Raw genomic sequence first — 25,838 nt, forward strand, 5'->3', positions numbered from 1 at the left:
AAAGGGGACATCTCTGCTTTGTCAAAAGGGGACATTTTGGCTTTGGTTTGACACGCGCAAGTCACCGGGGAAACGTGCTATCCTGTATCAATTCGATCCCCTCGTCATCGTTGCATGTGAACGCCGTGGCCGCGGCCAAGATCAAGACCGTACACGAAATGGTCGACTACGTCACCTGTTTCGCAAACGCGGAGCGGTGTGGTATCATTCACGACTTGGCCCCGGACGTGCTTGTCAAGGGCGGCGACTGGCGCCGGGAGGATATCGTGGGGAGGGAAGTGGTGGAGGCCAACGGTGGCGAGGTCGTCATCGTGCCGCGCTTGCCGCGTTACTCCTCGACGGAACTGATCGAAAGGATACGGGAACAGTAGTCATGGCCAGAAGATGCACCATTTGCGGCAAGGGGCCCTCCGTGGGCAACAACGTCAGCCATGCCAACAACAAGACCCGGCGCCGCTGGCTCCCCAATCTGCAGCAGGTCCGAGCACGGCTGAACGGAGCGGTGAAGCGCATCCGCGTGTGCACCCGGTGCCTTCGTTCCGGCAAGGTCGAAAAGGTCGCTTGACCGGCACTACCCCTGAACGCGGCTCGCCCTGTACACTCCCTTCACCCGCGAGATATCCTGCAGCACCCGTCCCAACTGATCGAAGTCCCCGATCATGATCTCGAAGGTGTTCACGGCCCTGTCGTCGAACGTTCGTATGTGAGCACGCGCGATGTTGACGCCCGCCTCCGAGATGGCCGAGCTGATGGCCGCGAGAAGGCCGGGCTTGTCCGCGCAGGTCACCTCGATCTTCACCGCCCGCGGCATCTGCACGTCGTCCGCCCAACTCACCTCCACCTTTCGGGCCGGGTCGACCTCCAGGGCCGTCGGGCACCCCGCCACGTGAACCGTCACACCCCGCCCGCGCGTGATGATGCCGGCGATGTCCTCGCCCGGCAGCGGATGGCAACACCGCGCGAACCGCACCAGCACGTCATCGATGCCCTTGACGCGCACGCCGCGGTCGCGTGAGCCCACCAGCCGAAAGAGACGCTCCAGGCCGCCCTCGATCTGCTCGTTGTCCTTGTGGATCTCTTCCGGCGGGAGCAGCTTGGCCAGAACCTGGTGCGACATCACCTTGCCGTAGCCGATGCCCGCCAGGAGGCCCTCCTCGTTCCGGACTCCCAGTTCCCGTCCCAGCGTCTCGACCGTCCCCTGGTCCTGGAGCGTCTGGTATTCGAGGCCGTGGCGGGCGAGGTCCCCTTCGAGGATCTCGCGGCCCAGGGCGACGCTGCGTTCGCGCTGCTGCGCGGCCATCCAGGCGCGGATCCGGGACTTGGCGCGGGGCGTCTTCGCCACCTTGAGCCAATCCCGGCTCGGGGTCTGCTCCTGGGTGGTGATGATCTCCACGGTGTCGCCGTTCCGCAGGATGTACTTGAAGGGGACGAGGCGCCCGTTCACCCGCGCGCCGGAGCAGTGCTGTCCGATGTCGGAATGGATGCGGTAGGCGAAGTCGATGATCGTGGCGCCCTTGGGGAAGCTGTGGAGGTCGCCCCCGGGCGTGAAGACGTACACTTCGTCGGGGAACAGGTCCTCCTTGATGCTGTGCAGGAACTCCTGGGGGTCGGAAAGGTTCTGCTGCCATTCGAGGAGCTGCCGCAGCCACGTGAACCGCTGTATGTCGGTCACCTGCAGGTCCTGGCCCTTCTTGTAGCCCCAGTGGGAGGCGATGCCCTCCTCGGCCACGCGGTGCATGTCCTGGGTACGGATCTGAATCTCGATCCGCTGCGCGTTGGGGCCGATGACCGTGGTGTGCAGCGACTGGTACATGTTGGCCTTGGGAAGCGCGATGTAGTCCTTGAACCGGCCCGGTACCGGCCGCCACTTGGAGTGGACCACGCCCAGGGCCTCGTAACACTCGCGCTGGGTGTCGACCAGCACCCGGAACCCCACGAGGTCGTACACCTGGCTGAAGTCCAGGCTCTGGTTCTCCATCTTGCGGAAGATGCTGAAAAAGTGCTTGGGCCGTCCGCTCACCTCGCCGTCGATGCCCTCTTCGGCAAGGGCCTTGCTCATCCGCGATATGACGTCGTTGGTGTATTTCTCCCGGTATTTTTTCTTCTGCGCCACGTTGTGCTTCAACTCGGCGTAGACCTCCGGGCGCAGGTACTTGAGCGCCAGGTCCTCGAGCTCGCTCTTGATCCAGTAAATCCCCAGGCGGTGCGCGATGGGCGCATAGATGTCCAGCGTTTCCTGGGCGATGCGCCGCTGCTTGTCGTCGGGGAGGTACTGCAGCGTGCGCATGTTGTGGGTACGGTCGGCCAGCTTGATGAGGACCACGCGGATGTCCTTGGCCATGGCCAGGATCATCTTGCGGAAGTTCTCGGCCTGTTTTTCCTCGCGGCTGTTGAAGTTGACCTGGCTCAGCTTGGTGACGCCGTCCACCAGCGCGGCGACCTCCGGGCCGAACTGCTCCTCGATCTGCGGCAGGGTGGCCAGGGTATCCTCGACGGTATCGTGCAGCATGCCGCCGATGATGCTGGAAAGATCCAGCTTCAGGTCCGCCAGTATTCCCGCCACGGCAACGGGATGCGTCACGTAGGGTTCCCCGGACAGGCGCTTCTGGCCCTCGTGCACCTTCGCGGTGAAGCGGTACGCCTCGCGCAGCGGCTCCACGTCCACCGCGGGCTGGTACTGCAACACCCTTTCGACCAGCTCGCCGGCGGGGCCCTGGCCGGCCGCGCCACGGGCACGGCGGCGGGGCCTTACCCCGGCTTCCGTTTCGGAATGAACCTGCAAACCTTCACCCTTTCGGCCGCGATGATGGCGGCCAGCCGCGCTACCGCATCGTCGACGTCGCGGTTCACGATGAAATAATCATACCCTTCTATTTCCTGAATTTCATGCCGCGCCCGCTGCCAGCGCTGGTGGATGGTCTTGCGCGCGTCCGTGCCTCGCGCCGCCAGCCGGCGGCGCAACTCGTCCAGCGACGGCGGCAGGACGAAGATGGCGACGGCGCCTTGAAAATGCCGCTTGATCTGGCGCGCTCCCTGCACGTCGATGTCCAGCAGCACGTCCTGTCCCTTTCGGAGCCGGCTTTCCAGCATGCGCCGCGGCGTGCCGTAGAGGCTTCCGTGCACCTCGGCCCACTCCGCGAACTCATCCGCGTCAAGCATCCGCCTGAACGCCCGCTCCGACACGAAGTGGTAGTCCTCGCCCGGGGTCTCGCCGGTGCGTGGCGCACGGGTGGTGCAGGACACCGACAGGCACATCTCGGGGTGGACGTCCAACACCCGCCGCGTCAACGTCGTCTTGCCCGCGCCCGACGGCGCCGACACGATGAAGACGGTGCCCGGACGGCGCTTGATGAAGCTGCGGATCGAGACCGTCATTCCACGTTCTGCACCTGCTCGCGGATCTTCTCCACGCCTTCCTTCCCCACCAGCACCAGCCGCACGACTTCGAGTTGCGGCGCCTTGGCGCCGATGGTGGTCATCTCGCGCTGGATCTCCTGCAGCAGAAAGTCGATCTTCTTCCCCACCGGCTCGGGGTCCCGCATCAGGCCGGCGAGCATCTCCACGTGGCTGCGGAGCCGTACCACTTCCTCGTTGATGCTGCCCTTGAACGCGCTGCTGCCGGCCTCGCCCGCCGGGTTGGCCGCGGCGTTCTGCTCCTGGAGGCGCTGGTCGATGGACGCCGCGCATTTCCCGAGCCGCCGGGCCGTGTCGTTGAGCCGGCGCGCCTCCGCGGTCATGTCGCGTTTCAGGTTGCGCCCTTCCCGGTCGCGCGACCGCGTGAGCGCCTTCAGGGCCGCGTCCAGCGCTCGCAACGCAAGCCGCCGCTCGCTCGCTTCGATCTCTTCCGGTTCCTTGAACTGGAAAAGGTCCGGCAGGCGCGGCACCAACTGGAGGTCGACGTCGCCCTGGAGTTTGAAACGTTGCTTGATGCGCCGGAGCGCCGCGCAGTACTGCTCCATCAGCGCATCGTCCACCTCCACGCGGTAGCCGCGCCCCTTGATGGGCGTCCGGTCCACGTAGATGTCGGCGCGGCCCCGGTAGATCTTCGCGCGCGCCTGTTCCCGCAACTCGTCCTCGAGGCTCAGGTAGAGTTTCGGCACGCGCAGGTGGATGTCCGCGTGGCGGTGGTTGACACTGCGGATCTGTACGGAGACCTTGACCCGCCTGTCCTGGAGGATGGCCTGGCCAAAGCCGGTCATGCTTCTCATGCGTCCTCTCGTATCGCCACGCGTGCCGCAATGCGTCGGTTACGGTTTTTGCATCGCCTGGAGCGACTGCTCTAGCTGGCGCAGCGCGTCGCCGAAGCCGGCCCAGTCGCCGGCGCGCAGGCGTTCCATCGAGCGCCGGTAGTGCTCCAGCGCCTGGGCCTCGGGACCACTGCCCTGCTCCGCCGCCGCGGCGGTCGTGACCGCCGGGGCGGGGGTCGCGCCATCCACCGTCACCGTGGACCCGAACAGCTCGCGCAACGCGTCCTCCAGGTTCTCGCGCATGGCGATGCGGTTGCCGAACACCGCCACCACCCGCTTGAGCTCGGGCAGCGATCCCTGCTCCGCCGCCAGGTACAGCGACTGCACGTACAACAGCGAGTCCTGGATGGGGATGGCCAGCAGGCTGCCGCGGATGACCTCGGAGCCCCGCTGGCCCCACAGGCTCAACTGCTGCGAGATGAAGGCGTCCTGGTCGATGCGGGCGTCGACCTGCTTGGGACCGTAGACCAGCCGGGCCTTGGGGAAGTTGAGGGCCAGGAGCTTGCCGTAGTGGGTGCCGTCGCTGCGCGCCGCCAGCCACGCACGCATGTTGTCGCGGTTGTTGGGGGTGAAGGGCAGCAGCAGCACGAACTCCTCGTTCTCCTCCCCGGGCAGGCGCATGATGGTGTAGTACGGCTCCATCTGGCTCTCTTCCTCGTCCACCGTGCGGATGGGGATGCTCAGCAGGTCCTCCTTGTTGTAGAAGACCTGCGGGTCCTGCATGTGGTAGGTGGCGTACATCTGCGCCTGCACCTTGAAGAAGTCCTGCGGATAGCGGACGTGGGTGCGCAGCGCGTCCGGCATGGCCGTCATCGGCTTGAACAGGCCCGGAAACCCGCTGGCGTAAGCCTTGACCACGGGGTCGGCGGCGTCGGCGATGTAGAAGTCCACCGAGCCGTTGTAGGCATCCACCACCGTCTTCACCGAGTTGCGCATGTAGTTGCCGATGCCTTCGGTGGGCTCGGAGTACGGGTAGCGGTCGGAGGTGGTGTAGCCGTCGATGATCCAGAAGAGGCTCCCCTCCGGCGTCACCACCAGGTAGGGGTCCGCGTCGAAGTCGAGGAACGGCGCCAGCTTCCGCACCCGGTCGTGAATCCTGCGGTAGTAGAGGATCCGGCTCTCCGGGGTGAGGTCGTTCGACAGCGAGATGCGCAGGGTCGCGAAACGCGCGGAGAACAGGAGCTTGCGCCAGAATGAGCGCAACGGCACGCCGCCCGCGCCCTCGTAGGTCGTGTAGACGTTCTGGTCGCCGGCCGGGTAATCGAGCTCCCGCGCCAGGGTGTTCACGAACACGTAGTCGTTGGCCACCTCGCCGAAGTAGATCCCGGGGCGCGCCACCTCGATGAAGCCGTCGGATACCGGCGGGATGTTCTTGACGAAAAACTCCGGCAACCCCTCCTGGCTGATCTGGTTCACCGGGCTGAAGACGACGCCGTAGCCGTGGGTGTAGACCAGGTGCTCGTTGATCCAGATGCGGCTCGGGAGCTGCTCGTGGGACAGTTCCCGTGCCGACAGCATCACCTGACGGTAGTCTCCGTTGATCTTGTAGCGGTCGGTGTCCACGTCCACGAACTCGTAGTAGGTGCGGATCTGCTGGAGCTGCGCGTAGGTGGAAAGCAGCGGCTGATAGTTCCACAGTCGGATGTTCTCGACGGTGGCATCGTTCTGCTGCAGGTCTTCCGCCGTCAGCACTTCGTTCACCGGGAATTCCTGGGCTTCCACCCGGTCGAGGCCGTAGGCATGCCGGGTCGAGCGGATGTTGCGTTCGATGTAGGGCGTCTCCGCCACCAACTCGTTGGGGACGACATGGAACTGCTGCAGGAACGACGGATAGGCGTACATCCCGATGGCGTGCACCGCCGCCAGGGCGCCGAGACCGATGAACAGGAGCCGCAACCCCGGCCGGCGCATCTGCACCAGGCACAGCACCGAGACCAGCGCCGCCACCACCGCGAGCACGCGCAGCGCCGGAAGGCGGGCGTGAATGTCCGTGTAGCCGGCGCCGAACACCACGCCGTTGTGCGAGTAGAGGAGCTTGTAGGCGTCGAGCAGGTAGCCGCCGCACTGGACCAGCAACAACAGGGCCAGCAGCACCGACAGATGCATCTTGGCGGCACGGTGCACCGACAGGCCGTTCTCCGAGTACTGGACTCCGCCGTACAGGAGATAGACAAAGGCCGTGGCCACCAGGACCACGCCCAGGGCCACCAGGAACCAGCGGTAGAGCGCATCCAGGGCCGGGAGCTGGAACAGGTAGAAGCCGATGTCCTTGTCCAGCAGCGGGTCCTGCATGCCGAACGGAAGCCCGTTGAAGTAAAGCAGCACGGACTCCCAGTGCATGGCCGCTTGGGGCGCGGCCAGGAACCCCAACACCAGCGCCACCGGCAGCAGCAACCGGCGGATGAGCGGATCCAGCTCCTCGAAGCCCGGCACCTCGGGGTTGCTGGTCTGGAGCGGCACCACCCCTTCGCGCCGGCGCGCCGCGAGCTTGATGTTGAAGTAGAAGAGCGAGAAGAACAGGACCGCCGAGATCACCCCCAGCAACACCTTGATCCACAGCGTCTTGGTGAACACCCCGGAGTAGCCGATCTCACGGAACCAGAGGAAGTCCGTGTAGAGGTAGACGGCCTCGCCCACGAGCGAGAACAGGATAAACGCGCCCAGCGCGATCAAACCGATGGATCTTCGCATGGAATCCTCTCAGCGCCTAGAAGGCGCCCTTGTAGGAATATTCGATCTCGGCGCCGGTGATGAACTCCAGCAGTGCCGCCCTGCCCCCTTCGGTGGCGCGCCGGGCGCGCACGATGGCGGGACCCACCGCGGCGGGATCCTCCACGCGCTCGGCCCATCCGCCCATGGCGCGAGCCATGTCCGCATAGTTCCCGCCCAGGTCGCGGCTGCCGTAGCGCTCGTGCGACACCGTCATGTGGCGCGTCTCCACCGCCATGGTGGAGTTGTTGAGCACGATGGTCAGGATTGGAAGCTCCGAGCGCACCGCGGTCTCGAAGTCGAGCCCGGTCATGCCGAAGGCGGCATCGCCCATGAAGTTCACCACGAACTTGTCCGGCGCCGCCAGCTTGGCGCCGAGATTCAGTCCCAGGCCGGTGCCCAGGCCGTGGGACTTGCCCCACCCGAGGTACGACCGCGGCCCGGCCGAACGGTAGAACGGCATGATCTGGTCCCTCGGACTGCCGGAATCATGGGTGACAATGGCCTCGGCCGGGTCCACCGCCTTCATGAACTCGGCGATGACCCGGTACGGGTTGATGGGCACCTCGTCGGAAGTGAGCTTCTCGTCCCACGCCTCGAGCCACGCGGCGCGCAGCTCGGCGATGGCGCGGGCGGGGGAACGGTCCTCCCTGGAGCGCCCGTTCAACAGGTCCTGCGCCGCTTCGACGAACTGGCGCAGCACGAGCCGCGCGTCGCCGATGACCGGGTACTCGACGTCGTAGTTCTTGCCCACGTCGATGGGATCGTCGGTGACCTGGATGAAGGTCTTGTCCGCCGGGATGGGCGTGGTCATGGGATGCCGGGTGAGGCTCGTTCCCGCCGCCAGCACCACGTCGGCCTGCGAGAGGAAGTGGTACACCGGCAGGTTCATGACGCCGGAAGCGCTGCCCAGCGCCAGCGGGTGGGACTCGGGGAACGCGCTCTTGCCGCCCATGGTGGTCACCACGGGCACGCGGGTGAGTTCCGCCAGCTCCAGCAGCTCGGGCGCGGCCTCGGCGTAGAGCACCCCCTGGCCGGCGAGGATCACGGGGTCCCGTGCTTCCAGCAGCGCCTTCGCCGCCGCCGTGACGTCGCGCGGGTCCGCCTGCGACACCGCCGCCTTCACCGGGCGGTAGCGCTCGACCACCGCCGCGTCGATCTCTTCCCCGGCCACGTCCGCGGGGATCTCCACCATCACCGGGCCGGGACGCCCCATCCTGAGCCGGGCGAACGCCCGTCTCATGGTGTCCACCACCCGGTCGGCGGTGGTGACCTGCTCCACGAACTTGGTGACCGGCGCGTAGTTTCTCAGGGAGCTGAACTGGGGAAAGACGCCGTCCCGTTCGCGCGTGTGCCCCAGGGGCAGCAGCAGCATCGGCACGGCGTCCGAGAAGGCCGTGGCCACGCCCGCGTAGGCGTTCTCCGCCCCGGGCCCGAACTGCATGGCGAACACGCCCGGCGGCGTGCCGTTGTTGACCCGGCTGTACCCGTCCGCGATCCCCACCCCCACACGCTCCTGGCGGCAGATGACCGGACGGATGCCCACCGCGGCCGCCGCTTCGATCAGGGTCGAGGTGGGAAAGGCGCTCAGGTAGCGCACTCCCTCGCGCTTCAGGATCCGCGCGATCACGTCCACTGTTCTCATGGTGTCGACTGCTCCCTCCTGACGCTTCCGGGCAGGTTCATGCGTTTCCGGGCAGCGGCAAGGCAAAGTCCCGGCAAAGCGCGTCCCACGTGCCCAGCTCGGCCAGAGTGCGCAGGGTCGCCAACGTCGGCGGGATGATGGCCATGCGTCCCCGCTCGGCCCGTTGCAGCCCCTCCACCGGGGTGATCCACAGGCTTTCCGTCACCTCTTCCGAAACTTCCAGCGGCGTCTGCCCCTCCGGCAGGGCGGCCAGGAAAAAGCGAGTGTCGAAGCGCATGGCGTAACGCTCGGGCGTGGTGCGGTGATAGAAATAGACCAGCTTGCCGACGTCGCAGCAAAGCCCCTCGGACGCCAGCAGGTCCGGGAAGCTCACCTCCCGGCCCAGCAGCGCCGTGCGCCTTGCCACCACGCGTTCCCAGGTCCGCGGGGCGACCGCCGCGCCGTTCTCCCGCGTCACGCACAGCAGCACCCCCACTTCCTCGTAAAGCTCGCGTATGGCCGCCACCCAATGGCCCATGGCATCCTCGGCGCTCAGATCGTCGCCAAGCCGCGTGCGGGCGTCCGCGGGCGAGAGCCCGCGACACATCTCCAGCATCGCCGGCGACGCATCCGCCCCCTTGACGGCGCCTCCCGGAAACACGAAGAAGCCCCCGAGGAAGCGCATCTCCTGCGGCCGTCTCGTCATGAAGATCTCGAACGCGCCTGCCTGCGCCGGACGCACGAGCACAAGCGTGGAGGCTTTCCTGGGAACGGACGGGACCGGCATTTCCTGCATTTGTCCTCGGGTGCAACCGGTGGCCGGCGGCAACTTCGGCGTCACTGCGCGCGAAGCTTGGCCAGCAGGCTCGCATAGGAACTCCGGTTGATCACGCGGTTGAACTGGGCGCGATAGTTGTTGACCAGGCTGATGTCCTGGATGACGACGTCATAGATGAGCCATTTGCCGGCGGCCTCCACGCGATGCAGGCGGTAGTCGATGTCAAACCTGCGTCCCTCCCGGTCCACGATCCGCGTATCGACTTGTGCATAACGGCCGTCGACTTCCTCGCCGGTGAAGTGCAGGCGCTGAGCCCGGTAGGCGGCGATGCGGCTCGTATAGGTCTTCTCCAACAGGGCGCCGAAGAGCCGGGTGAATTCTTCCCGCTCATCCGGTGTCCGCCGGCGCCAGTGCGAGCCCAGCGAACGCCGGGCCATCTCGGGGAAGTCGAAGAGCGGCAGGAAAACCGCCCTGACTCCTTCGACCCTGGCGTCTTCCTGAAGGCCGGGGTCGCCGAGGATCGCGAGGCCGGCGCGCAACGCCTGCTCGACCTCGCTTCTGGGACCCCCCTCCGCCCACGCGGCCGACACCAGGCAACACGCCACCACCAGCAAACTGCACAGCCACGAGCGTCCGGAGCTCATGCATGCGCCTCGCATATCCGCAAATGTCTGCTCCATGACACCCTGACCCACCCAATCTAAGCAATAATCTCCGGGAAGCCAAATCAGTGTCCTGTGTCACAAGGAGCGGGCCGCGGGTCCCGGACGGAGGGGCAGGCCCCGTGAATCAGGCCAGCCGGACCATCTTGGAGAAATCGTATACGGCGGGGACGTCGCCCTCGAACTCCCATTCCACGCGGGACGCGTCGGCCCCCTCGCCCATGTGCCGCTCCAGGAAGCGCAACAACAAGACCCAGGCATCCTCGGCCGCTTCCGGCCGGTAGCGCCCCGGCATGGTGTCGTTGAGCCAGCCGTGAGGCGCGTCTCGGAAGATGCGGATGTTGTAAGTCTTCCAGGCGTCCTCCAGGGCGCGCCGGAAACGGCGCACGTCATCCACCGAGATGATGTGGTCGTTGTCGCCGAACACCCCCAGCACCGGGCAGGACAGGCGCTGGATGAACTCCCCCACCGAGGTGGGGCGCTCCTCGTGGGGCTCCCAGTCCCGCTGGTAGATGCCGCCGTAGAACACCACCGCGCAGCGCAGGTCGTCCCGGTGGGCCGCCGCCAGCAGGGGCTGGCGTCCCGTCTGGCACACGCCCATCACCGCGAGGCGCCCGCCGTCGACGTCGTCGAGACCGCGCAGGTAGCGGACGCACTCGTCCAGGTCCGTGAGCGCTTCGTCGTCCCGGATGCCGACACCGATGTCGCCGCGCGCCAAGGCTTCCCGGTCGCCGGTGAAACGGGAGAACATGTCGGGCGCCAGGGCCACGTAGCCGTTCCGTGCCAGTCGCTCGGCGATGTCCGTGGTGTGCTGGACGACCCCGTAGCGCTCATGGAGCTGGATCACGGCAGGATGGCGGCCGCCTTCCGCGGGTCTCGCCAGATAGCCCTTCTTGCCCGGAGCGAACTCGACCTCGGATATCATGTGCGGTCCTCCTGTCTGCGCCGCGCCTCGGCGGGAGCGCCGACTGTATTCGTCATTCCCGCGAAAGCGGGAATCCAGGGGTGGCGAGGGGCGAGACGTACATGCTCCCAGCCTCCCCCAGCCTGGATTCCCGCTTTCGCGGGAATGACGTCTCAGGGTTCCGAGGCGTTGGTGCTGCCCCTCCATGTGATTTCCAAACGTAACAGATGAGGTGTGATGAAGCGATTGAAGTGACGGGCCTGTTGCCGCGTGGATTTGCGGACCACTGCGTTGGATTGTACGCTGCCGGTGTACGCTTGTCTCGAATCGCCCATGCCACGCATCACCGGAATCGAAGCGCGTCCCCTGGACGTGGCGCTGAAGGCGCCCTTCACCATCTCCGGCGCGCGCCTGGACAGGGTTTCCAACGTCGCCGTGCGACTGGACCTCGCGGGCGGCGTGAGCGGATGGGGGGAGATTCCGACCCTGCCCACGGTCACGCCGGAAGATCAGGCCGCGGCGCTGGCGGCGGCACGCCGGGCCGGGGCGGAATGGACCGGCAAGGAGGCCCTGCGCTGGCGTCCGCTCCTCGCCGCCCTCTCCGCCGCCCTGCCCGGCGCCCCCACGGTCCGGGCCGGCCTGGAAATGGCGCTGTTCGACGCCCTGGCGCGGAGCCAAGGCATTGCGCTCTTCGAATACTTCGGCGGCGCGTCGGCATCCCTGGAGACCGACATCACCATTCCCATCTGTGAACCGGCGGAGGCAGAGACGCTCGCCACGGAATATCGCGCCCGCGGGTTCACCGCGCTGAAGACCAAGGTCGGCGGCGACGTCGACGGGGACATCGCGCGCGTCCGGGCCATCCGCGCGGGTCATCCGGAGTGCCGTCTCATCCTCGACGCCAACGAAGGCTACGACGCGGCGCAGGCACTGGCCGTGCTGGGCACGTTGCGCCGCCTGGGGCTGGAGCCCGCCCTGCTGGAGCAGCCCGTGCCGCGAGAAGATCGGGACGGCCAGGCGCGCCTGGCGCGCGAGGCGGGCGTGCCGGTGGCGGCGGACGAGTCCTGCCGCTCCGCCGGCGACGCCGCGCGCATCGCCCGCGACGGCCTCGCGCAGGTGATCAACGTCAAGCTCGCCAAGTGCGGCGTGGCCCAGGCGCTGGAGATCATCGCCATCGCCCGCGCCTCCGGCCTCGGGCTCATGATCGGCGGCATGGTGGAGACGCGGCTGGCCATGGGCTTCAGCGTCCATCTGGCGGCCGGCACCGGCGCCTTCCAATGGATCGACCTCGACACGCCCCTGCTGCTGGCGGAGGACCCGGTGCGCGGCGGCTACACCGTGGACGGACCGCGCTATGAACTGGGGCATATCACCGCGGGCCACGGCGGGGAGTTGGCGGCACGGTGAAGTTCCGGCCCGCCATCATCGTGCACGGCGGCGCCGGGCGCGGTTCGGGCGCGCAGCAGCGCGACCGTCTCGCCGGTTGCCTGGCGGCGGCCCGGACCGGCTGGACGGCGGTGCGCCAAGGGTGCTCGTCGCTGGACGCGGTGGAGGAGGCCGTGGCGGTGCTCGAGGACGATCCGGTGTTCAATGCCGGCACCGGTTCAGCGTTGAACGCGGCAGGAGAAGTGGAGATGGATGCCGCGCTCATGCGCGACACCCTCGCGGCCGGGGCCGTAGCCGCGGTCTCGGGCATCCGCAACCCCATCCGGCTTGCGCGGAAAGTGCTCGACGACGGCCGTCATGTGATGCTGGCGGGCCAGGGCGCCCGCGACTTCGCACGCCGGGCGGGCATCGAGCTGGTGCCGGGCGGCACCCTGGTCACCCAGGCCCAGCGCAAACGCTGGAACGCAGGCCACGGCACGGTGGGCTGCGTTGCCGTCGATGCCCGCGGCCGCCTCGCCGCAGGCACGTCCACCGGCGGCACCCTGGGCAAGCTCCCCGGCCGTGTCGGGGACTCGCCGCTCATCGGTTGCGGCACCTACGCCGACGCCGTCGGCGCCGCCTCGTGCACGGGCCAGGGCGAAGCCATCATCAAGGTCTTGATGGCCAAGACCGCGGTGGACCTCCTGGCCGCCGGGCTGACGCCCGCGACCGCGGCGAAGCGGGCGGTGGAACTGTTGGAGCGCCAGACCGGCGCCGAAGCCGGCCTCATCCTGGTGGATCGTTACGGCGCTGTCGGCTTCGCCCACAACGCGGAGGAGATGCCGGTGTGCGTCCTCACTCCGGAGGGACAGACCGCAACGGTGTACGGGTCAGGCCCAGATTCCGAAGCCGGGTCTTGAGGTACTCGGGCGGCATCGGCGAGTGGAGAATCTCGCGCACATCGGCGCCTGCCGTGCCGGGTTCCTCCGCTCGCGCCAGCAAGGCGTCCAGCGCCACCTGCTCCTCCGCCCATTCACGCAAGGGGTAAAGCGTGTCGAGCGCCGCCAGGCGCAGCTCGTAGGGCTCCCGGTACGCGCCCGTGGCTTCGATGAACTCCCGCACGGCCGGCGCGACCGCGTTGCCGGCCGGCTCCCCGCCCTCCACTCCGCGCCGTACGGCGCTGGAGGACTGGTTTCGGAGGTGCGGCGGCAGGGTCAGCGGTTGCACCCGGTCCCTGTAGGAAGCGTTTTCAGGCCGGTCCAGCAGCGCGCGCAACGCCTCGTCGCCCCATTCCTCCCGGTTGGCGGCGATCAGCCGCACGTGCGCGAACAGCGTGTCCAGGGCGGCGCCGCGGTCTTCGTAGTACCTGGCGTCGAAGATCTGCAGCACCTTGTCCATGCCCACGATGAACCGCAAGTCCGCATCATCGCCGAAACACGCGCGGCACGCGGGCGCCTGATCGGAGTAGAGGCCGCGGTTGGTCACCACGGCCGCGGCCCAGGGGTCGTCCGCGGTCAACAGTGACAGCAGCAAGAGCCGGTCCTCGCGGCACAGCCCTTCCACGCGTTCCTTGTCGACGATGACGCTGCTGAGGGAGAAGGCGACGGTATCGAGATCAAACCGCCGCCGGGCCTCCCTGGCCAGTTCCAGGTGGGCGAGCGTAGGCGGGTTGAAGGAGCCCGGCAATACGCCCACACGACCGCCGCGGACAGGCTCCGGGCCGTGCACCACGACGGCCTCGGGCGCATCCGCGGCCTCGACCCGGTCCAGCGCCTCACGGTAGCCGAAGAGGCGCTTCAGATCGCAGAAGTCGTGGGGCGACGAACTCTCCTACTTCCAGATGTGGGGACTCTCTTCCTCGGGGAAGTAGGCGCCGCAGAAGGGACAGTGGAACTCCATGCCGGAGCCCAGCATGTGCGGGTTCACCACGAACTTTCCACTGCATTTCGGACAAGTGACTTCGACTGCCTGACCCATGAGTAATTCCTTTCGTCCTGAATGATTCCGCGGGTTGCTCTACACGGTCGCCGGATCGGTCCGTCTCCCTACGACCAGTAGGTGGTCCGGTCGATGGGAATGTGCGACAGGATCTCGCCCGGAATGAAGTCCTCGACCTTGACCCGCTCCATGGCCTCGTCCGGCACCTTCGACACCGGCGAGAAGGGCCGGTCCAGCGGCCGCGTGGCGTCGACGATCATGCCGGAGGTCTTGATCTCGTCCACCAGCGACGGATCCAGGAAGTTGCCGCGGAAGAGCGGCTGCAGGATCGACACCTGGCGGTGCGGCTGCACGCGCGTGGCCAGCGCCCACAGGATGTCCGTGGGATTGTACACGTTGATGTCGTCGTCGAAGACGAAGACGTTCTTGGTGTGGTCGAAGGTGAGCGCCGCGGCCGCCGCCCGGCCGGGATCGCCTTCGGACAGCTTCTTCATGGCGATGAAGACGTTGTAGTGGGCATGGCGGCCCATCTTGCATACCGCGGTCACGCCGGGCACGGCTTCGCGGCAACGCCGGAGGTAGGCGCCCTCCCGCGGCAGGTCCATCCACGGCTTGTCGCCTTCCGGGGTGATGATGGACTGGAACATGGCGCCCTTGCGCCAGTTCATGGCCGTGACCTTGTACTCCACGCAGGTCGTGTATCGCTGCGGCCCGAGATAGCCCGGGGCCTCGCCGAAGGGACCCTCCACCACTCGCTTGTTGGGTTGCAGCAGGCCCTCGATGACCACCTCGGCGTCGGCCGGGATGAGGAAGTTGTCGCCCCAGGTGGACGACGGCGTGAGCCGCAGGGGCTCCTGCATGTAGCCGCCGATGATGTCGAACTCGCTCACCTCGAACGCGCCGCTGTAGCACGCGCCCATGTGGTAGGCCGGGTGATGCCCCAGCACGGTGGCCACGGGACACTCCATGTTGTTGTCCTCGTAGTCCTTGAAGATCTTCCACAGGTGGCGCGGCGAGGCGTAGAGCGCCGTGCTCTGGGGCGACTTGACCTCCATGCGGTGGTACGAGCAGTTGTAGATGCCGGAGGTGCGCTCCTTGGTGACGGTGGACATGACGATGTAGGGGCCGCCGTCCATGTAGTGATGGCGCATCACCGGGATCTGGTAGATGTCCACGTCCTTGCCGGTCTGGACGTTCTGCATCACCGGCGCCTGGTCCCGTTCGATGACCACCGGCTCGATGCGGTGCTCCTCGCGCTCCAGGCATATGTCGGTCATCACCTCCCGGCTCGTGTTCTTATCCAGCCCAAGAGCCACCTGGGTCTTGCCCTGGGAGATCTCGCAGTTCATGGTCAGCTTGATGTCGGACGGCTGGCCGTGAAGGTTCAGCGGGTTGTCGAAGACCAGGATGGGGAACTTCCTCAACTCATCCAGGTGCTTGATGAGCGCGCTCACGTCGTAGTGGGCCGGGTCCACCTGCTTGGTCACGTGGACCACCTCGTTGGGAATCTCCCGCTGGCAGTCTTCCAGAAACGATCCCAGGCTCTTGGGCATGTGTCACCTCTCTCGCGATGTGTTGGATACTCTGGCTTGGATTTTCCGAAGATTCTGCTCTTCGAAGACTACTGCGCTTCGAAGTTTTGGGTTTTTAGCCGAAGCCCCCGAGGTTGTCAAACCGCGCCCGAGCCGGATTAGCGGTTGACAGGCGGAGCCTACCCGCAATAGAGAAGTGTCATGTCCGGGACACCGGACCAACTCAGGAAGGAGCATGCAATGAACCGACGTTCCGCAACTTTCGCAGCCGCAATCGTTACCCTGTGCCTCGCCTTCGGAACCGTGACCGCGGGGGCCGCCGACGTCTCCTTCAAGGGGAAGACCGTCGCCATCCTGATCCCCTACTCCGTGGGCGGCGCCGCCGACATCATGGCGCGCCAGATGCTTCCGTTCATCGGCAAGCAGATCCCCGGAAACCCCACCACCATCATCAAGAACATGCCCGGCGGCGGGGGCATCGTGGGCGAGAACTGGGTGTACAACTCGGCGCCCGCCGATGGCACCGTCATCGGCCAGTTCTCCACCTCGGTGACCGACACCATCTTCAAGCCCGACAAGGTCAAGTTCGAGCTCGCCAAGCTCCAGTGGCTGGGGGGCGTGCGCGAAACCACCGTCACCTTCGTCAGCAAGGACTTGGGCATCACCAAGGGCACCGAGCTGGGCGGCGTCAAGAAGAAGCTCTTCTTCGGCACCACCTCGATCCAGAGCCCGCGGTCGATGATCCCGCGGCTGCTCCTGAAGATCCTGGGCAAGGACCACAAGCTGGTGACCGGATACGGCAGCAGCGGCGACATGCGCGCGGCCATCCGCCGGGGCGAGCTGAACATGACCAACGACAGCCAGAGCGGCTACTTCGCCGCGGTGCTGCCGATGGTCGAGGAAGGCGCGGTGGTGCCCATTGCCCAGGAAGGCACCGTCCAGGACGGCAAGATCATCCGCGACCCTCGGCTGCCGGACCTGCCGACCTACTACGAGATCGTCCTGGAGCTGAAGGGCGAGTCCATCAGGAAGGACCCCAACTACCGGGCCATGGAACTCCTGGCCTACCTCGGCGGCGTCCGCCGTGGCTGGATCTACGCGGCGCGGGTCCCCAGGAACGTCTTCAACACCATGGCGGCAAGCTTCGACAAGTTCCTGAAGGACAAGGAGATGGTCGCCCACTTCAAGAAGGCCATCGGCTTCCAGTTGGTGTCGCTGAACGCGCCCGCGGCCCAGGCCATCATCGACAAGGTCGTGGAGATCCAGAAGCGCGACCCGGAAGCCCTGGAGATCCTGAAGGCCATGGCCAAGAAGCCCTGAACCGGGTCGCGGCCTTCGCCCGGGTGCTGCCCGCCCCGCAGGGGTTTCTCGTTGCCGGCAAGGAGCGATCACCCTTAGGGGCGGGTATCACCGGATCCCCTTATCGTGAACCTCAAACGTAGCCTGGGCTGGCTCGTCTTTCTAGCGGTCCTCGCGGTCTGGATCTTCCTGGCCCAGGGCATGGCCGGAAAGATTGGCGCGGCCTCGCTGGAAGGGTTGGTCCGTGTCTTCTCCTGGCCCGCCTTCGGCTACCTGCTGCTGGGCAACCTCATCGGATTCGCCGTGGGCATGCTGCCGGGCCTAGGCGGGCCCGTCACCATGGCCCTCATGCTCGGCTTCGCGTTCCAGCTCAAGATGGACGCGGTGGAGGCGTTCTCCTTCCTGCTGGGGATGATGGCCGTCACCGCCACCACCGGCGACATCACCTCCATCCTCTTCGGCATCCCCGGCGAAGGGTCCACCGCCTCCACCATCGTCGAAGGCCATCCCATGGCCAAGAAGGGCGAGGCCGGACGGGCCCTGGGCGCCTCGCTCATGAGCTCGCTCATGGGCGCGCTCATCGGCGCCGGCGCCATCGCCGTGGCCATCCCCATCGTGACGCCGCTGGTGCTGGCCATGGGCACGCCGGAGTTCTTCATGCTCACGGTGGCCGGCGTGACCTTCGTGGGCGCGCTGAGCGGCGGCAGCGTGGTGAAGGGACTGGCCGCCGGCGGCCTGGGCTTCATGTTCTCGCTGGTGGGGCTGGACATGCAGACCGCCACCGAGCGCTATACCTTCGGCACCATGTACCTCTGGGGCGGCGGCGAGACCGGCGGCGCCGGCATCGGCCTGGTGCCGGCCACGGTGGGGCTGTTCGCCATCCCCGAGATCATCGACCTCGCCACCAAGGGGGGCAGCATCGCCCAGGCCCACGTGGGCCGTCTCGGCGGCGTGCTCCAGGGGGTCAAGGACGCCTTCCGCCACTGGTGGCTGGTGGCCCGGTGCAGCGCCATGGGCACCTACATCGGCATCATCCCGGGCATGGGCGGGCCGGTGTCCCAGTGGGTGGCGTACGCCCACGCGATGCAGTCCTCGGGCAAGCACGACCGGGTGGGAACCGGCGTCATCGAAGGCGTCGTGGGCCCCGGCGCGGCCAACAACTCGACCCTCGGGGGAGCGCTCATCCCCACCATCGCCTTCGGCATCCCCGGCAACGTCACCACCGCCATCCTGCTGGGGGCGTTCCTGGTCCTGGGTCTCCGTCCCGGCACTTCCATGCTGACCAAAGACCTGGACGTCACCTTCTCGCTGGTGTGGGTCCTGGTGGTGTCCAACGTCATCACGGTGTCGGTCTGTTTCCTGTTCCTGAACCAGTTGGCCCGCCTCACGCGCATCAAGGGAACGCTGCTGATACCGCCGCTGCTGCTGTTCATCTACCTGGGCTCCTACACCCACACCAACAGCTTCGGCGACATCATCGTCACCCTGATCTTTGGCGCCCTGGGCTGGCTCATGGTGGTGTTCGACTGGTCGCGGCCGGCGCTGCTGCTGGGCCTGGTGCTGGGCCGGCTGGCGGACAACTACCTCTGGATCACCTATTCGCGCTACGAGTTCGGTTTCCTCGCGCGTCCGGGGGTGCTGATCATCCTCGGCATCATCGTGATGAGCATCGCCTACCCGCTCATCAAGAACCGCGGGCGCGGGCAGGCGGCGGAGACGGCCCCATGAGCTTCCGCGGACTCTCCATTGCCTTCACCGGCGGACTGTTCCTGATGATGGCCTGGGCCCTGTGGGAGGCTTTCGGCTGGGAGTTGCAGGCCAGCCTCATGGCTTGGCTCATCGGCCTGCCCACGGCGGCACTGTTGGCGGCGCAGCTCGCGCGGGAGCTTGCCGGGCGGTCGGAGAAGGCCGTTGCCGCCGATGAAGACGGGCCGGGCCTCCTCGACGCCTCGCTGGTGGAGCGTGAGGCCGAGCCCCTGGACCCGGCCGAGGAACGGCGCCGCACCGCAGGGATCATCGCCTGGATACTGGGCTTCGCCGCCGCCATCTGGCTGCTGGGCTTTCAGTTCGGCATCGGGCTGGCGGCCCTGCTCTACCTCAAGTGCGCCGGCGAGAAGTGGCTGGCGGTCATCGGCATCACGGTGGCGGTGCTGGCCGGGGTGGTGCTGGTGTTCGACTGCGGCATGCACATCTTCTTCGCCGAAGGCAAGCTCTTCACCTGGAGCGGCGTGAACACGAGCCCGCTCTTCAACGGCTTCTGCTACCAGGTGACGAGTCCGTTCAAGGGGTGAAGGGATGGAACGCCGGCTTAGCCTATAGCGCGTACAGCGCCCGGGCGTTGTCGCTCAGGATCTTGCGCTTCTGCTCCTCGCTGATGGCGCCGTTGCCCTTGAAGATGGTGAAGGCGTCCACCTCGCTGGAAGCGTCGGTGTGGCCGTAGTCGGTGCCGATGACGATGTTGTCGTCGCCCGCGTACTTCAGCACGTAGGGGAAGTCGTCGTCGGTCTGGGCCGACACGTAGACGTTGAAGGCCTTCATGGGGTTGTCGGGGTATTCCGCCGTACCCGACCGGCGGATGGTTTCGTTCACCACCCACGGCACCCACTGGGCCGATGATTCGATGAAACCCCAGCGCAGGTCCGGGAAGACCTTGGGCACCTCGCTCATCATCAGCGTGAAACAGGTGGACACGGTGGGGATGCGGAACACCGGCAGGCCGCCGCCGCTGTCGTAACGCGGGCGGAACTGCGTCGCCAGGCGCGGGCTGGCGTTGGCGATGTGGATACCCATCATCATGTCGAGGCGCATGGCCTCGTCGAAGATCGGGTAGAAGTACGGGTCCACCAGATGCCGGTCGCCCTCGAAGGGGCGCAGGCACACCCCCACCGCACCGTTCTCCTTGCTGAAGCGGATCTGCTCCAGCGATTCGCCGATGGTCATGGCCGGCACCACGCACACCCACCGGAGACGCCCGCCTCCGTCCTTCCACACGTCCGCCATCCAGCGGTTCCAGCTCGCGCACAGAGCGATCTCGACGTCGGCGCGGTCCGTCAACTGCTCGATCCACAGCGTGTTGTAAAGGACCTGGACGTCGATGCCGAGCTTGTCCAGATGGTCGACGCGGAGCTGCACGTCACGCAGCTCGCGCGCCTCCTTGGGCGTCTGCATCTGCCGCCCGGCCTGGGCCGAGACTTCATCGAGCTGCTGCTCGCTCAGCGTGCGGAAACGGAACCCCAGCACCTTCCCGTCCAGCACCCAGTACTGTGTCGTGGAATCCTCGGGAGCGAAGAGCTGAGGGCGGAACTTCTTCTCGGACCCGTCCAGATAGTCCCACGTTTGCTCGGTCTCCACCACGTGGGCGTCCGAGTCCACCACCAGGGTCTTGCCGTTGCCGGACATTTGAATTCTCCTTTCGCGCGAAGCCCGCGGGGCGGCGATCCGCCGCCGGCCGGCCGCTATTCGATGCCGTAGAGGTCCCTGGGATTATCGCTCAGGATCTTCCAGCGCGCCGCGTCGTCCACCGTCGGGTCCGCCTTGAATCGCGTGATGGCGTCCACCTCGCTGGACGTGTCGGTGTGGCCGTAGTCGGTGCCGATGACGATGTTGTCCTCGCCCGCGTACTTCAGCACGTACGGGAAGTCGTCGTCGCACTGGGCGGTGACGTAGACGTTGTACTCCTTGAGCGGATTGTCGGGATAGTCGGCCGTGCCCGAGCGCCGCCGGGCCTCGTTGACGATCCACGGAATCCACTGGGCCGAGGTCTCGATGAACCCCCAGCGCAGCTTGGGAAAGACGCACGGCACCTCGCTCATGATGAGCGAGAGGCACGTCATCACCGTGGGGATGCGGAACGGCGCGAAGCCGCCGGTCTTGTCGTAGCGCGGGCGGAATTGCGCCATGAGTCCCGTGCTGGCGTTGGCGATGTGCACGCCGATGGCCATGTCCAGCGCCGAGGCCTCCTCGAACACGGGATAGAAGTAAGGGTCCACCATGTGACGCTCGCCCTCGAAGGGGCGCATGCACACCGCCACCGCGCCGTGCGCGCGCGCGAAGCGCATCTGCTGCACGGCTTCGTCCAGCGCCATGGCCGGGATCACGCAGGACCACCGAAGCCTTCCCTCCCCCGCCTTCCACACGTCCGCCATCCAGCGGTTCCACGCCAGGCACAGCGCGACCTCGGCGTCGGCCCGGTCGGTCACCCGCTCTATCCACATGGTGTTGTGCATGACCTGCACGTCCACGCCCAGCTCGTCGAGGTGCGCAAGGCGCAGGTCCACGTCGTCCATCTCGCGGGCGGCCTGGGGGGTGGTGAGCCGCCGTCCCGCCTTCTCGGACAGGGCGTCGAGCTGCTGCTCGCTCAGGGTGGCGAAACGCGCCCCGCGGATCTTGCCGTCCATGACCCAGTACTGCATGTCCATGTCCGGCGAACCGAACAGCGCGGGCCTGAACTTCCTGTCGGACCCTTCGAGGTAGTCCCAGGTGCGCTCGGTCTCGAGGACGTGGGCGTCCGCGTCCACCACCATACGGTGTCCGTTCCGTGCCATGATTTGTCTCCCCGGCGGAATTCACCTAGACTCGCAACAGGAATCTTTCTCTACCCCGCACACCAGCACTAGTTAACGAACCCTTGGATTGGGTGTCAAGAAGTTTGCGGGAACGCGTCCCACATGGACGGGACGCCCATACGGCAGCCCCGTGCGAAACATCCTGACCATCTCGCTGATTCTTCTGTCGCTGGCGCTCGTCTCGGTGTTCGTGGTGGGCGCGTCCGGGGCGTGGAACCGGGACTGGCGCACCGCCAGCCGGGAAAGCTCCGGCATCGCGCCGGACCCCGCGCGCACGCCCGAGGCGGTGGTTCAACTCTATGCGGCGCGCGCCTTCAACTGGCGCGGGATCTTCGGCGTGCATACGTGGATCGCCACCAAGGAACCCGGCGCGCCGGCGTACGTCGTCTATCAAGTGGTGGGCTGGCGCCTGTACCGCGGCCTGCCGGTGGTTTCGGTGCGGGAAGACATTCCCGACCGGCTGTGGTTCGACAGCCGGCCTCGGGTACTGGCGGACCTGCGCGGGGCTGTCGCCGAGCGCGCCATCGAGGGTATCCGGAAAGCCGCCGGGAGCTATCCCTATCCCGACGAGTACCGGCTGTGGCCCGGCCCCAACAGCAACACGTTCACGGCCTACGTCGCCCGCAACGTCCCGGAACTGGGCGCCGCGTTACCCTCCAACGCCCTCGGCAAGGATTACCTGGACGGAGGCCGCATTCTCGCGCCCGCGCCGAGCCGCACCGGATGGCAATTCTCGCTCTACGGCGTCCTGGGCGTCACCCTGGCACTCCAGGAAGGGCTGGAGATCAACCTCTTCGGGCTGGTGTTCGGCGTCGACGTGGCGCGGCCCGCGCTCAAGCTTCCGTTCGCCGCGCGCATCGGACTGAGCAGGGACCTGACCGAAGGATGACACCTCAGTTCCTCGCCCTGGTGACTTCGTTCTTCTACGCCGGCTGCTTCCTGGCCACCCGGCGCGGGCTGGTGTACTCCACTCCGGCCACCGCCGCCTATGTGGCGCTGACCGTCAACAGCACCATCCTCTGGACGATCGTCTTTGCCGCCGGCGGTGTCCCCGCCGTTCCCCTGCTGGCCATCCTCTGCTTCATCGTGGGCGGCTGGCTCCAGCTCGGCACGCGCATGTTCGCCTACCACGGCGTCGCCCGCCTCGGCGCCAGCGTCACCAGCACCGTTCAGGCCACCAACCCGCTCTTCGGCACCGCCCTGGCGGTCATCTTCCTGCACGAAACCCTGACACCGTTCATCATCTTCGGCACCGGCTCGGTGGTGTTCGGGATCACCCTGCTCTCATGGAACCCAGGGCAGCAGGCGACCTACAAGCCGTGGGAGCTGATCTTTCCGGTGATCGCCGCCCTCACGGCCGGCGTCAACCACCCCATCCGACGCTACGGCCTCACCCTCGCCAACGAGCCGCTGTTCCTGAGCGCGGTCATGGGCGTGTCCGCCCTGACCCCCATGCTGCTCAACCTCGCCAACCCCAAGGCGCGCCGGAACATCGTGCTCGACCGCCGCGCCATGCCCTATTTCCTGGTCACGGGCATCTTCGAGGCCATCGGAATATGGGCGTTGGTAAAGGCACTGGGTGTGGGCAACGTCGTGGTGGTCGGCCCCATCGTCTGCGTCGCCCCGTTGTGGGTGCTGCTGGGCACCCTGCTCTTCTCCCGCGACATCGAGCAGGTCAATCTCCGCACCGGTGTCGCCACCATCTTCGTCATCGCGGGAATCATCGCCATCTACCTGGCGTAGATTTGTAGTGCTCCACAACCGCCCCTGGATTCCCGCCTCCGCGGGAATAACGATTCGGGGCGTTGGTGGTGCTCCTTGAGGCGACGCTAAAGGGCGACGGGCTGTGCCGGCACCTTCTCCTGGAGCCACGCCGAAAGGTCCGCGAGGCTCCGGGACGTGATCTCGTGCCCCATGTCGTATTCGCGGTAGTCCACCGGTACGTGCAGCTTTTCGAGGAGGGTGATGGAGTGCTTGGCGCGCGCCAGCTCGATCAGTTCGTCGCGCGTGCCGTGCTGCACCAGGGTCTGGAGCGAGTTCACCCCATCGGACACCTCGAGAGCGTCCAGCGTCCCCTCGCGGAGCCACGAGCTGAGCACGCACATGCCGGCGAAACGGTCGGGATCGGACAGCCCCAGGCTGTAGGCCATGCCGCCGCCCTGGCTGAAGCCCAGGAGGACGAGCTTGCCGCCGTCCGCGGCGTAGCGCCGGGTGCACTGGTCCAGGAACGTCCGCAGCCGGTCGCGGGCGGAAAGGAAGGCCGCGGTATCGATCTCGCCTCCCAGGGACATGGGGAACCAGGCGTATCCGGTCATGCCCGGGCCCAGGGCCACCTCCAGCGGCGCCTGCGGACAGATGACCCGGAACGCGCCGCCGCACAGATGCGGCGCCAGCCCCAGGAGGTCCATGGCGTTGGCGCCGCGCCCGTGGAGCGCCAGGATCGTCGGATGCGGCCCCTCGCCTTCGGGCTCGTATACGCAGTGAAGCAATTCCATCGCGGCTCCGCCTTTCACTCCATGACCGCCCGGAGATCCTTGACGTAGTCCTCGAACGCCGCATCCATGGTGTAGCGCGGCTCCCAGCCCAGGTATTGCTTCGCCCTGGAGATGTCCAGCGGCGTGCTGGCCGACACATCCGGGGGCCTTCCGGGGATCACCTCCACCTCCAGCTTGGGAAACTGCCGCTCCACCGTCCCCACCAGCTCGTCGAACGTCGTCAACTGGCCGGAGCCGATGTTGAAGGTGGTCTTCTCCGGCATCGGCACGGTCGTCGCCAAGTCCACGGCGCGCCCCATGTCCTTGGCGTAGACGTACTCGAAGGTCATGGTCTGGGCCTGCGGAATCCGCGCCACCTCCCCGCGAATGCCCGCCTCCAGGAGCATCTGCACCTTCTCGCCGCCACCGGAGCCGCCCCAGAAATGCCCGAGTCCGTACGCGTTGGCCAGCCTCAGCGTCAGCAGCTCGAAACCGTACAGGCGCTGGTACGCCTCGGCCATCAGCTCCTTGGTGGCCTTGGAGTTGCCGTAGCCGGCTCCCGGCCCCCGCGGCATGTCCTCGTGGGTGGGTCGGTCCCCGGCGCGCCGCCGGTCATAGGCGCCGAAGGTGCTGATGAGCACGAAACGCTTCACCCCGGTGAGCCGTGCTGCCTCGAGCACGTTGATGGTCCCCATCACGTTGATCTGCAAGCCGTTGTAGAGCGACTCCACCACTCGCCCGCCGATGAGCCCGGCGGTATGCACCACGGTTTCCGGGCGAAAGCGCAGCATCGCCTCCGTCAGCGCCGGCAGGTCCCGGATGTCCTTCTGCACCACCTCCACGTCCGCCGTCCCGAGCTTCCGGTGCAGGTATTCCGTGCGCGGCATGAAGTCGTAGAAGACCAGCTTCTCGTCGCGCGCCAGCGCACACTGCGCGAACGAGGTGCCCACGAGGCCCACTCCTGTGACTAGTGTCGTTCCCATGATTGCCTGACTCCTTGGTTGGAACAGTGGTTGGGATCTAGCGTCCTCCCGCTTGGCACAGACCCATCCATAACCGACTTGGCCGCCTCCGGCAAACTGGCCCGGCGCCGTCCGGCGCGTGTTGACGCACCGAAACCCGAACCTGTATGGTGGCGCCGTGATCATCGTCGGAACGGTACTGATCGCGTTTCTCTTGACGTCATCCCCGATCATCATGGCCGACCAGACAGACCCGCGGCTCGACACCCTGTTCGCCCGCCTCCACACCACGGACGACGCCCACGACGCCGCGCGGGTCACCAACCTGATCTGGGCCATCTGGCACCAGTCGGACGACGACGACGTCAACGAGCTCATGCGCCGGGGCCTGACGGAGATGTCCGCTCAGGATTACCCGGCGGCGGTGCGGACCTTCGGCGAGATCATCGACATCGACCCCGAATTCGCCGAGGCCTGGAACAAGCGCGCCACCGTCCACTATCTCATGGGCGAGTACGGCGCGTCGGTGAAGGACATCGACCGCACCCTGGAGCTCGAGCCGCGCCACTTCGGCGCCCTCTCCGGGCTCGGCCTCATCATGACCGCCATGGGCAACGACGAGGCCGCCATCGCTGCCTTCGAGGCCACCCTCTCCGTCCACCCCTTCGCCGGCGGCGCGCGCCAGAACCTGGAGACGCTGCGGGAGCGGCAGAAGAAGCGCAGCCTCTAGTGTGGTGTCTGGTTAATTCGCAGCATAATATGCGGAGGATTTTTCGTTG

The 25,838-nt window shown here is 66.8% G+C and carries 25 protein-coding genes; 10 read left to right on the forward strand and 15 right to left on the reverse strand.

Features of this window, described 5'->3' with window-relative positions:
* Both OXU42_11700 and rpmB read left to right on the forward strand, forming a co-directional pair.
* Window positions 1-371: hypothetical protein (locus tag OXU42_11700; protein ID MDE0030052.1), on the forward strand; the 371-nt coding region annotated here is incomplete at its 5' end.
* A 2-nt stretch (window positions 372-373) separates the two neighbouring features.
* Window positions 374-565, forward strand: a complete 192-nt coding sequence (gene rpmB / locus OXU42_11705; protein MDE0030053.1) for a 50S ribosomal protein L28 — start codon at window positions 374-376, stop codon at window positions 563-565.
* 6 nt (window positions 566-571) lie between these two features.
* Here the strand turns inward: rpmB and OXU42_11710 are convergent, their stop codons facing one another.
* The 8 genes from OXU42_11710 to OXU42_11745 form a co-directional block, all read right to left on the reverse strand.
* The gene (locus OXU42_11710; GenBank protein ID MDE0030054.1) at window positions 572-2,686 is read right to left on the reverse strand and encodes a bifunctional (p)ppGpp synthetase/guanosine-3',5'-bis(diphosphate) 3'-pyrophosphohydrolase; all 2,115 of its coding nucleotides are present in this window, start codon (window positions 2,684-2,686) and stop codon (window positions 572-574) included.
* Window positions 2,687-2,748: 62 nt separating this feature from the next.
* Window positions 2,749-3,375, reverse strand: coding sequence for a guanylate kinase (gene gmk, locus OXU42_11715; GenBank protein ID MDE0030055.1), 627 nt, complete (start codon window positions 3,373-3,375; stop codon window positions 2,749-2,751).
* On the reverse strand, window positions 3,372-4,208 hold the full coding sequence (locus OXU42_11720; protein MDE0030056.1) for a DUF1732 domain-containing protein: 837 nt from the start codon (window positions 4,206-4,208) through the stop codon (window positions 3,372-3,374). The genes gmk and OXU42_11720 overlap by 4 nt, the downstream gene beginning before the upstream one ends.
* Window positions 4,209-4,247: 39 nt before the next feature.
* A complete protein-coding gene (locus tag OXU42_11725; GenBank protein ID MDE0030057.1) occupies window positions 4,248-6,938 on the reverse strand; it encodes a UPF0182 family protein in 2,691 nt (896 codons plus the stop codon).
* Window positions 6,939-6,954: 16 nt separating this feature from the next.
* Entirely contained in the window at window positions 6,955-8,601 is a 1,647-nt protein-coding gene (locus OXU42_11730) for a thiamine pyrophosphate-requiring protein (GenBank protein MDE0030058.1), read from the reverse strand.
* A 37-nt stretch (window positions 8,602-8,638) separates the two neighbouring features.
* Window positions 8,639-9,286, reverse strand: a complete 648-nt coding sequence (locus tag OXU42_11735) for a hypothetical protein (protein ID MDE0030059.1) — start codon at window positions 9,284-9,286, stop codon at window positions 8,639-8,641.
* A gap of 131 nt (window positions 9,287-9,417) precedes the next feature.
* Complete coding sequence (locus tag OXU42_11740) at window positions 9,418-10,002, reverse strand: ABC transporter substrate-binding protein (protein ID MDE0030060.1); 585 nt, start codon at window positions 10,000-10,002, stop codon at window positions 9,418-9,420.
* Between the two features lie 145 nt (window positions 10,003-10,147).
* Entirely contained in the window at window positions 10,148-10,945 is a 798-nt protein-coding gene (locus tag OXU42_11745) for a dienelactone hydrolase family protein (GenBank protein ID MDE0030061.1), read from the reverse strand.
* Between the two features lie 312 nt (window positions 10,946-11,257).
* Between OXU42_11745 and OXU42_11750 the strand changes: the two genes are divergently transcribed.
* Together OXU42_11750 and OXU42_11755 are read left to right on the forward strand one after the other, a co-directional pair.
* Window positions 11,258-12,331 carry a dipeptide epimerase gene (locus OXU42_11750; GenBank protein MDE0030062.1) on the forward strand — a complete coding sequence of 358 codons (1,074 nt, stop codon included), beginning with the start codon at window positions 11,258-11,260 and terminating at the stop codon, window positions 12,329-12,331.
* Window positions 12,328-13,209 carry an isoaspartyl peptidase/L-asparaginase family protein gene (locus tag OXU42_11755; GenBank protein ID MDE0030063.1) on the forward strand — a complete coding sequence of 294 codons (882 nt, stop codon included), beginning with the start codon at window positions 12,328-12,330 and terminating at the stop codon, window positions 13,207-13,209. Before OXU42_11750 ends, OXU42_11755 begins: the two co-directional genes overlap by 4 nt.
* Here the strand turns inward: OXU42_11755 and OXU42_11760 are convergent.
* The 3 genes from OXU42_11760 to OXU42_11770 all read right to left on the reverse strand — a co-directional run bounded on the left by OXU42_11760 (window position 13,145) and on the right by OXU42_11770 (window position 15,780).
* A complete protein-coding gene (locus tag OXU42_11760; GenBank protein MDE0030064.1) occupies window positions 13,145-14,020 on the reverse strand; it encodes a hypothetical protein in 876 nt (291 codons plus the stop codon). The genes OXU42_11755 and OXU42_11760 overlap by 65 nt on opposite strands.
* 99 nt (window positions 14,021-14,119) lie before the next feature.
* Complete coding sequence (locus tag OXU42_11765) at window positions 14,120-14,266, reverse strand: zinc ribbon domain-containing protein (protein MDE0030065.1); 147 nt, start codon at window positions 14,264-14,266, stop codon at window positions 14,120-14,122.
* Window positions 14,267-14,334: 68 nt separating this feature from the next.
* Complete coding sequence (locus OXU42_11770; protein ID MDE0030066.1) at window positions 14,335-15,780, reverse strand: UbiD family decarboxylase; 1,446 nt, start codon at window positions 15,778-15,780, stop codon at window positions 14,335-14,337.
* 219 nt (window positions 15,781-15,999) lie between these two features.
* On the opposite strand from OXU42_11770, the gene OXU42_11775 reads away from it, so the two are divergent.
* The 3 genes from OXU42_11775 to OXU42_11785 all read left to right on the forward strand — a co-directional run bounded on the left by OXU42_11775 (window position 16,000) and on the right by OXU42_11785 (window position 19,349).
* Window positions 16,000-17,079 carry a tripartite tricarboxylate transporter substrate-binding protein gene (locus OXU42_11775; GenBank protein MDE0030067.1) on the forward strand — a complete coding sequence of 360 codons (1,080 nt, stop codon included), beginning with the start codon at window positions 16,000-16,002 and terminating at the stop codon, window positions 17,077-17,079.
* Window positions 17,080-17,184: 105 nt separating this feature from the next.
* Window positions 17,185-18,786 (forward strand): tripartite tricarboxylate transporter permease, encoded by a 1,602-nt coding sequence (locus OXU42_11780; protein ID MDE0030068.1) that lies wholly within the window; start codon window positions 17,185-17,187, stop codon window positions 18,784-18,786.
* On the forward strand, window positions 18,783-19,349 hold the full coding sequence (locus tag OXU42_11785) for a hypothetical protein (GenBank protein ID MDE0030069.1): 567 nt from the start codon (window positions 18,783-18,785) through the stop codon (window positions 19,347-19,349). The genes OXU42_11780 and OXU42_11785 overlap by 4 nt, the downstream gene beginning before the upstream one ends.
* 22 nt (window positions 19,350-19,371) lie before the next feature.
* Here the strand turns inward: OXU42_11785 and OXU42_11790 are convergent, their stop codons facing one another.
* Together OXU42_11790 and OXU42_11795 are read right to left on the reverse strand one after the other, a co-directional pair.
* Window positions 19,372-20,457 (reverse strand): amidohydrolase family protein, encoded by a 1,086-nt coding sequence (locus tag OXU42_11790; GenBank protein ID MDE0030070.1) that lies wholly within the window; start codon window positions 20,455-20,457, stop codon window positions 19,372-19,374.
* A gap of 56 nt (window positions 20,458-20,513) precedes the next feature.
* On the reverse strand, window positions 20,514-21,602 hold the full coding sequence (locus OXU42_11795; protein MDE0030071.1) for an amidohydrolase family protein: 1,089 nt from the start codon (window positions 21,600-21,602) through the stop codon (window positions 20,514-20,516).
* A gap of 151 nt (window positions 21,603-21,753) precedes the next feature.
* On the opposite strand from OXU42_11795, the gene OXU42_11800 reads away from it, so the two are divergent.
* Both OXU42_11800 and OXU42_11805 read left to right on the forward strand, forming a co-directional pair.
* Entirely contained in the window at window positions 21,754-22,512 is a 759-nt protein-coding gene (locus OXU42_11800) for a DUF3750 domain-containing protein (GenBank protein MDE0030072.1), read from the forward strand.
* Entirely contained in the window at window positions 22,509-23,366 is an 858-nt protein-coding gene (locus tag OXU42_11805; protein ID MDE0030073.1) for a DMT family transporter, read from the forward strand. Before OXU42_11800 ends, OXU42_11805 begins: the two co-directional genes overlap by 4 nt.
* Window positions 23,367-23,452: 86 nt before the next feature.
* On the opposite strand, the gene OXU42_11810 is transcribed toward OXU42_11805, so the two are convergent.
* Together OXU42_11810 and OXU42_11815 are read right to left on the reverse strand one after the other, a co-directional pair.
* Entirely contained in the window at window positions 23,453-24,118 is a 666-nt protein-coding gene (locus OXU42_11810) for a hypothetical protein (GenBank protein ID MDE0030074.1), read from the reverse strand.
* Between the two features lie 14 nt (window positions 24,119-24,132).
* Complete coding sequence (locus OXU42_11815; protein MDE0030075.1) at window positions 24,133-25,080, reverse strand: NAD(P)-dependent oxidoreductase; 948 nt, start codon at window positions 25,078-25,080, stop codon at window positions 24,133-24,135.
* Window positions 25,081-25,237: 157 nt separating this feature from the next.
* On the opposite strand from OXU42_11815, the gene OXU42_11820 reads away from it, so the two are divergent.
* Window positions 25,238-25,789 carry a tetratricopeptide repeat protein gene (locus OXU42_11820; protein MDE0030076.1) on the forward strand — a complete coding sequence of 184 codons (552 nt, stop codon included), beginning with the start codon at window positions 25,238-25,240 and terminating at the stop codon, window positions 25,787-25,789.
* Window positions 25,790-25,838: the final 49 nt, after the last annotated feature.

This window comes from Deltaproteobacteria bacterium, assembly GCA_028818775.1.
Taxonomy (GTDB): Bacteria; Desulfobacterota; Binatia; order UBA9968; family JAJDTQ01; genus JAJDTQ01.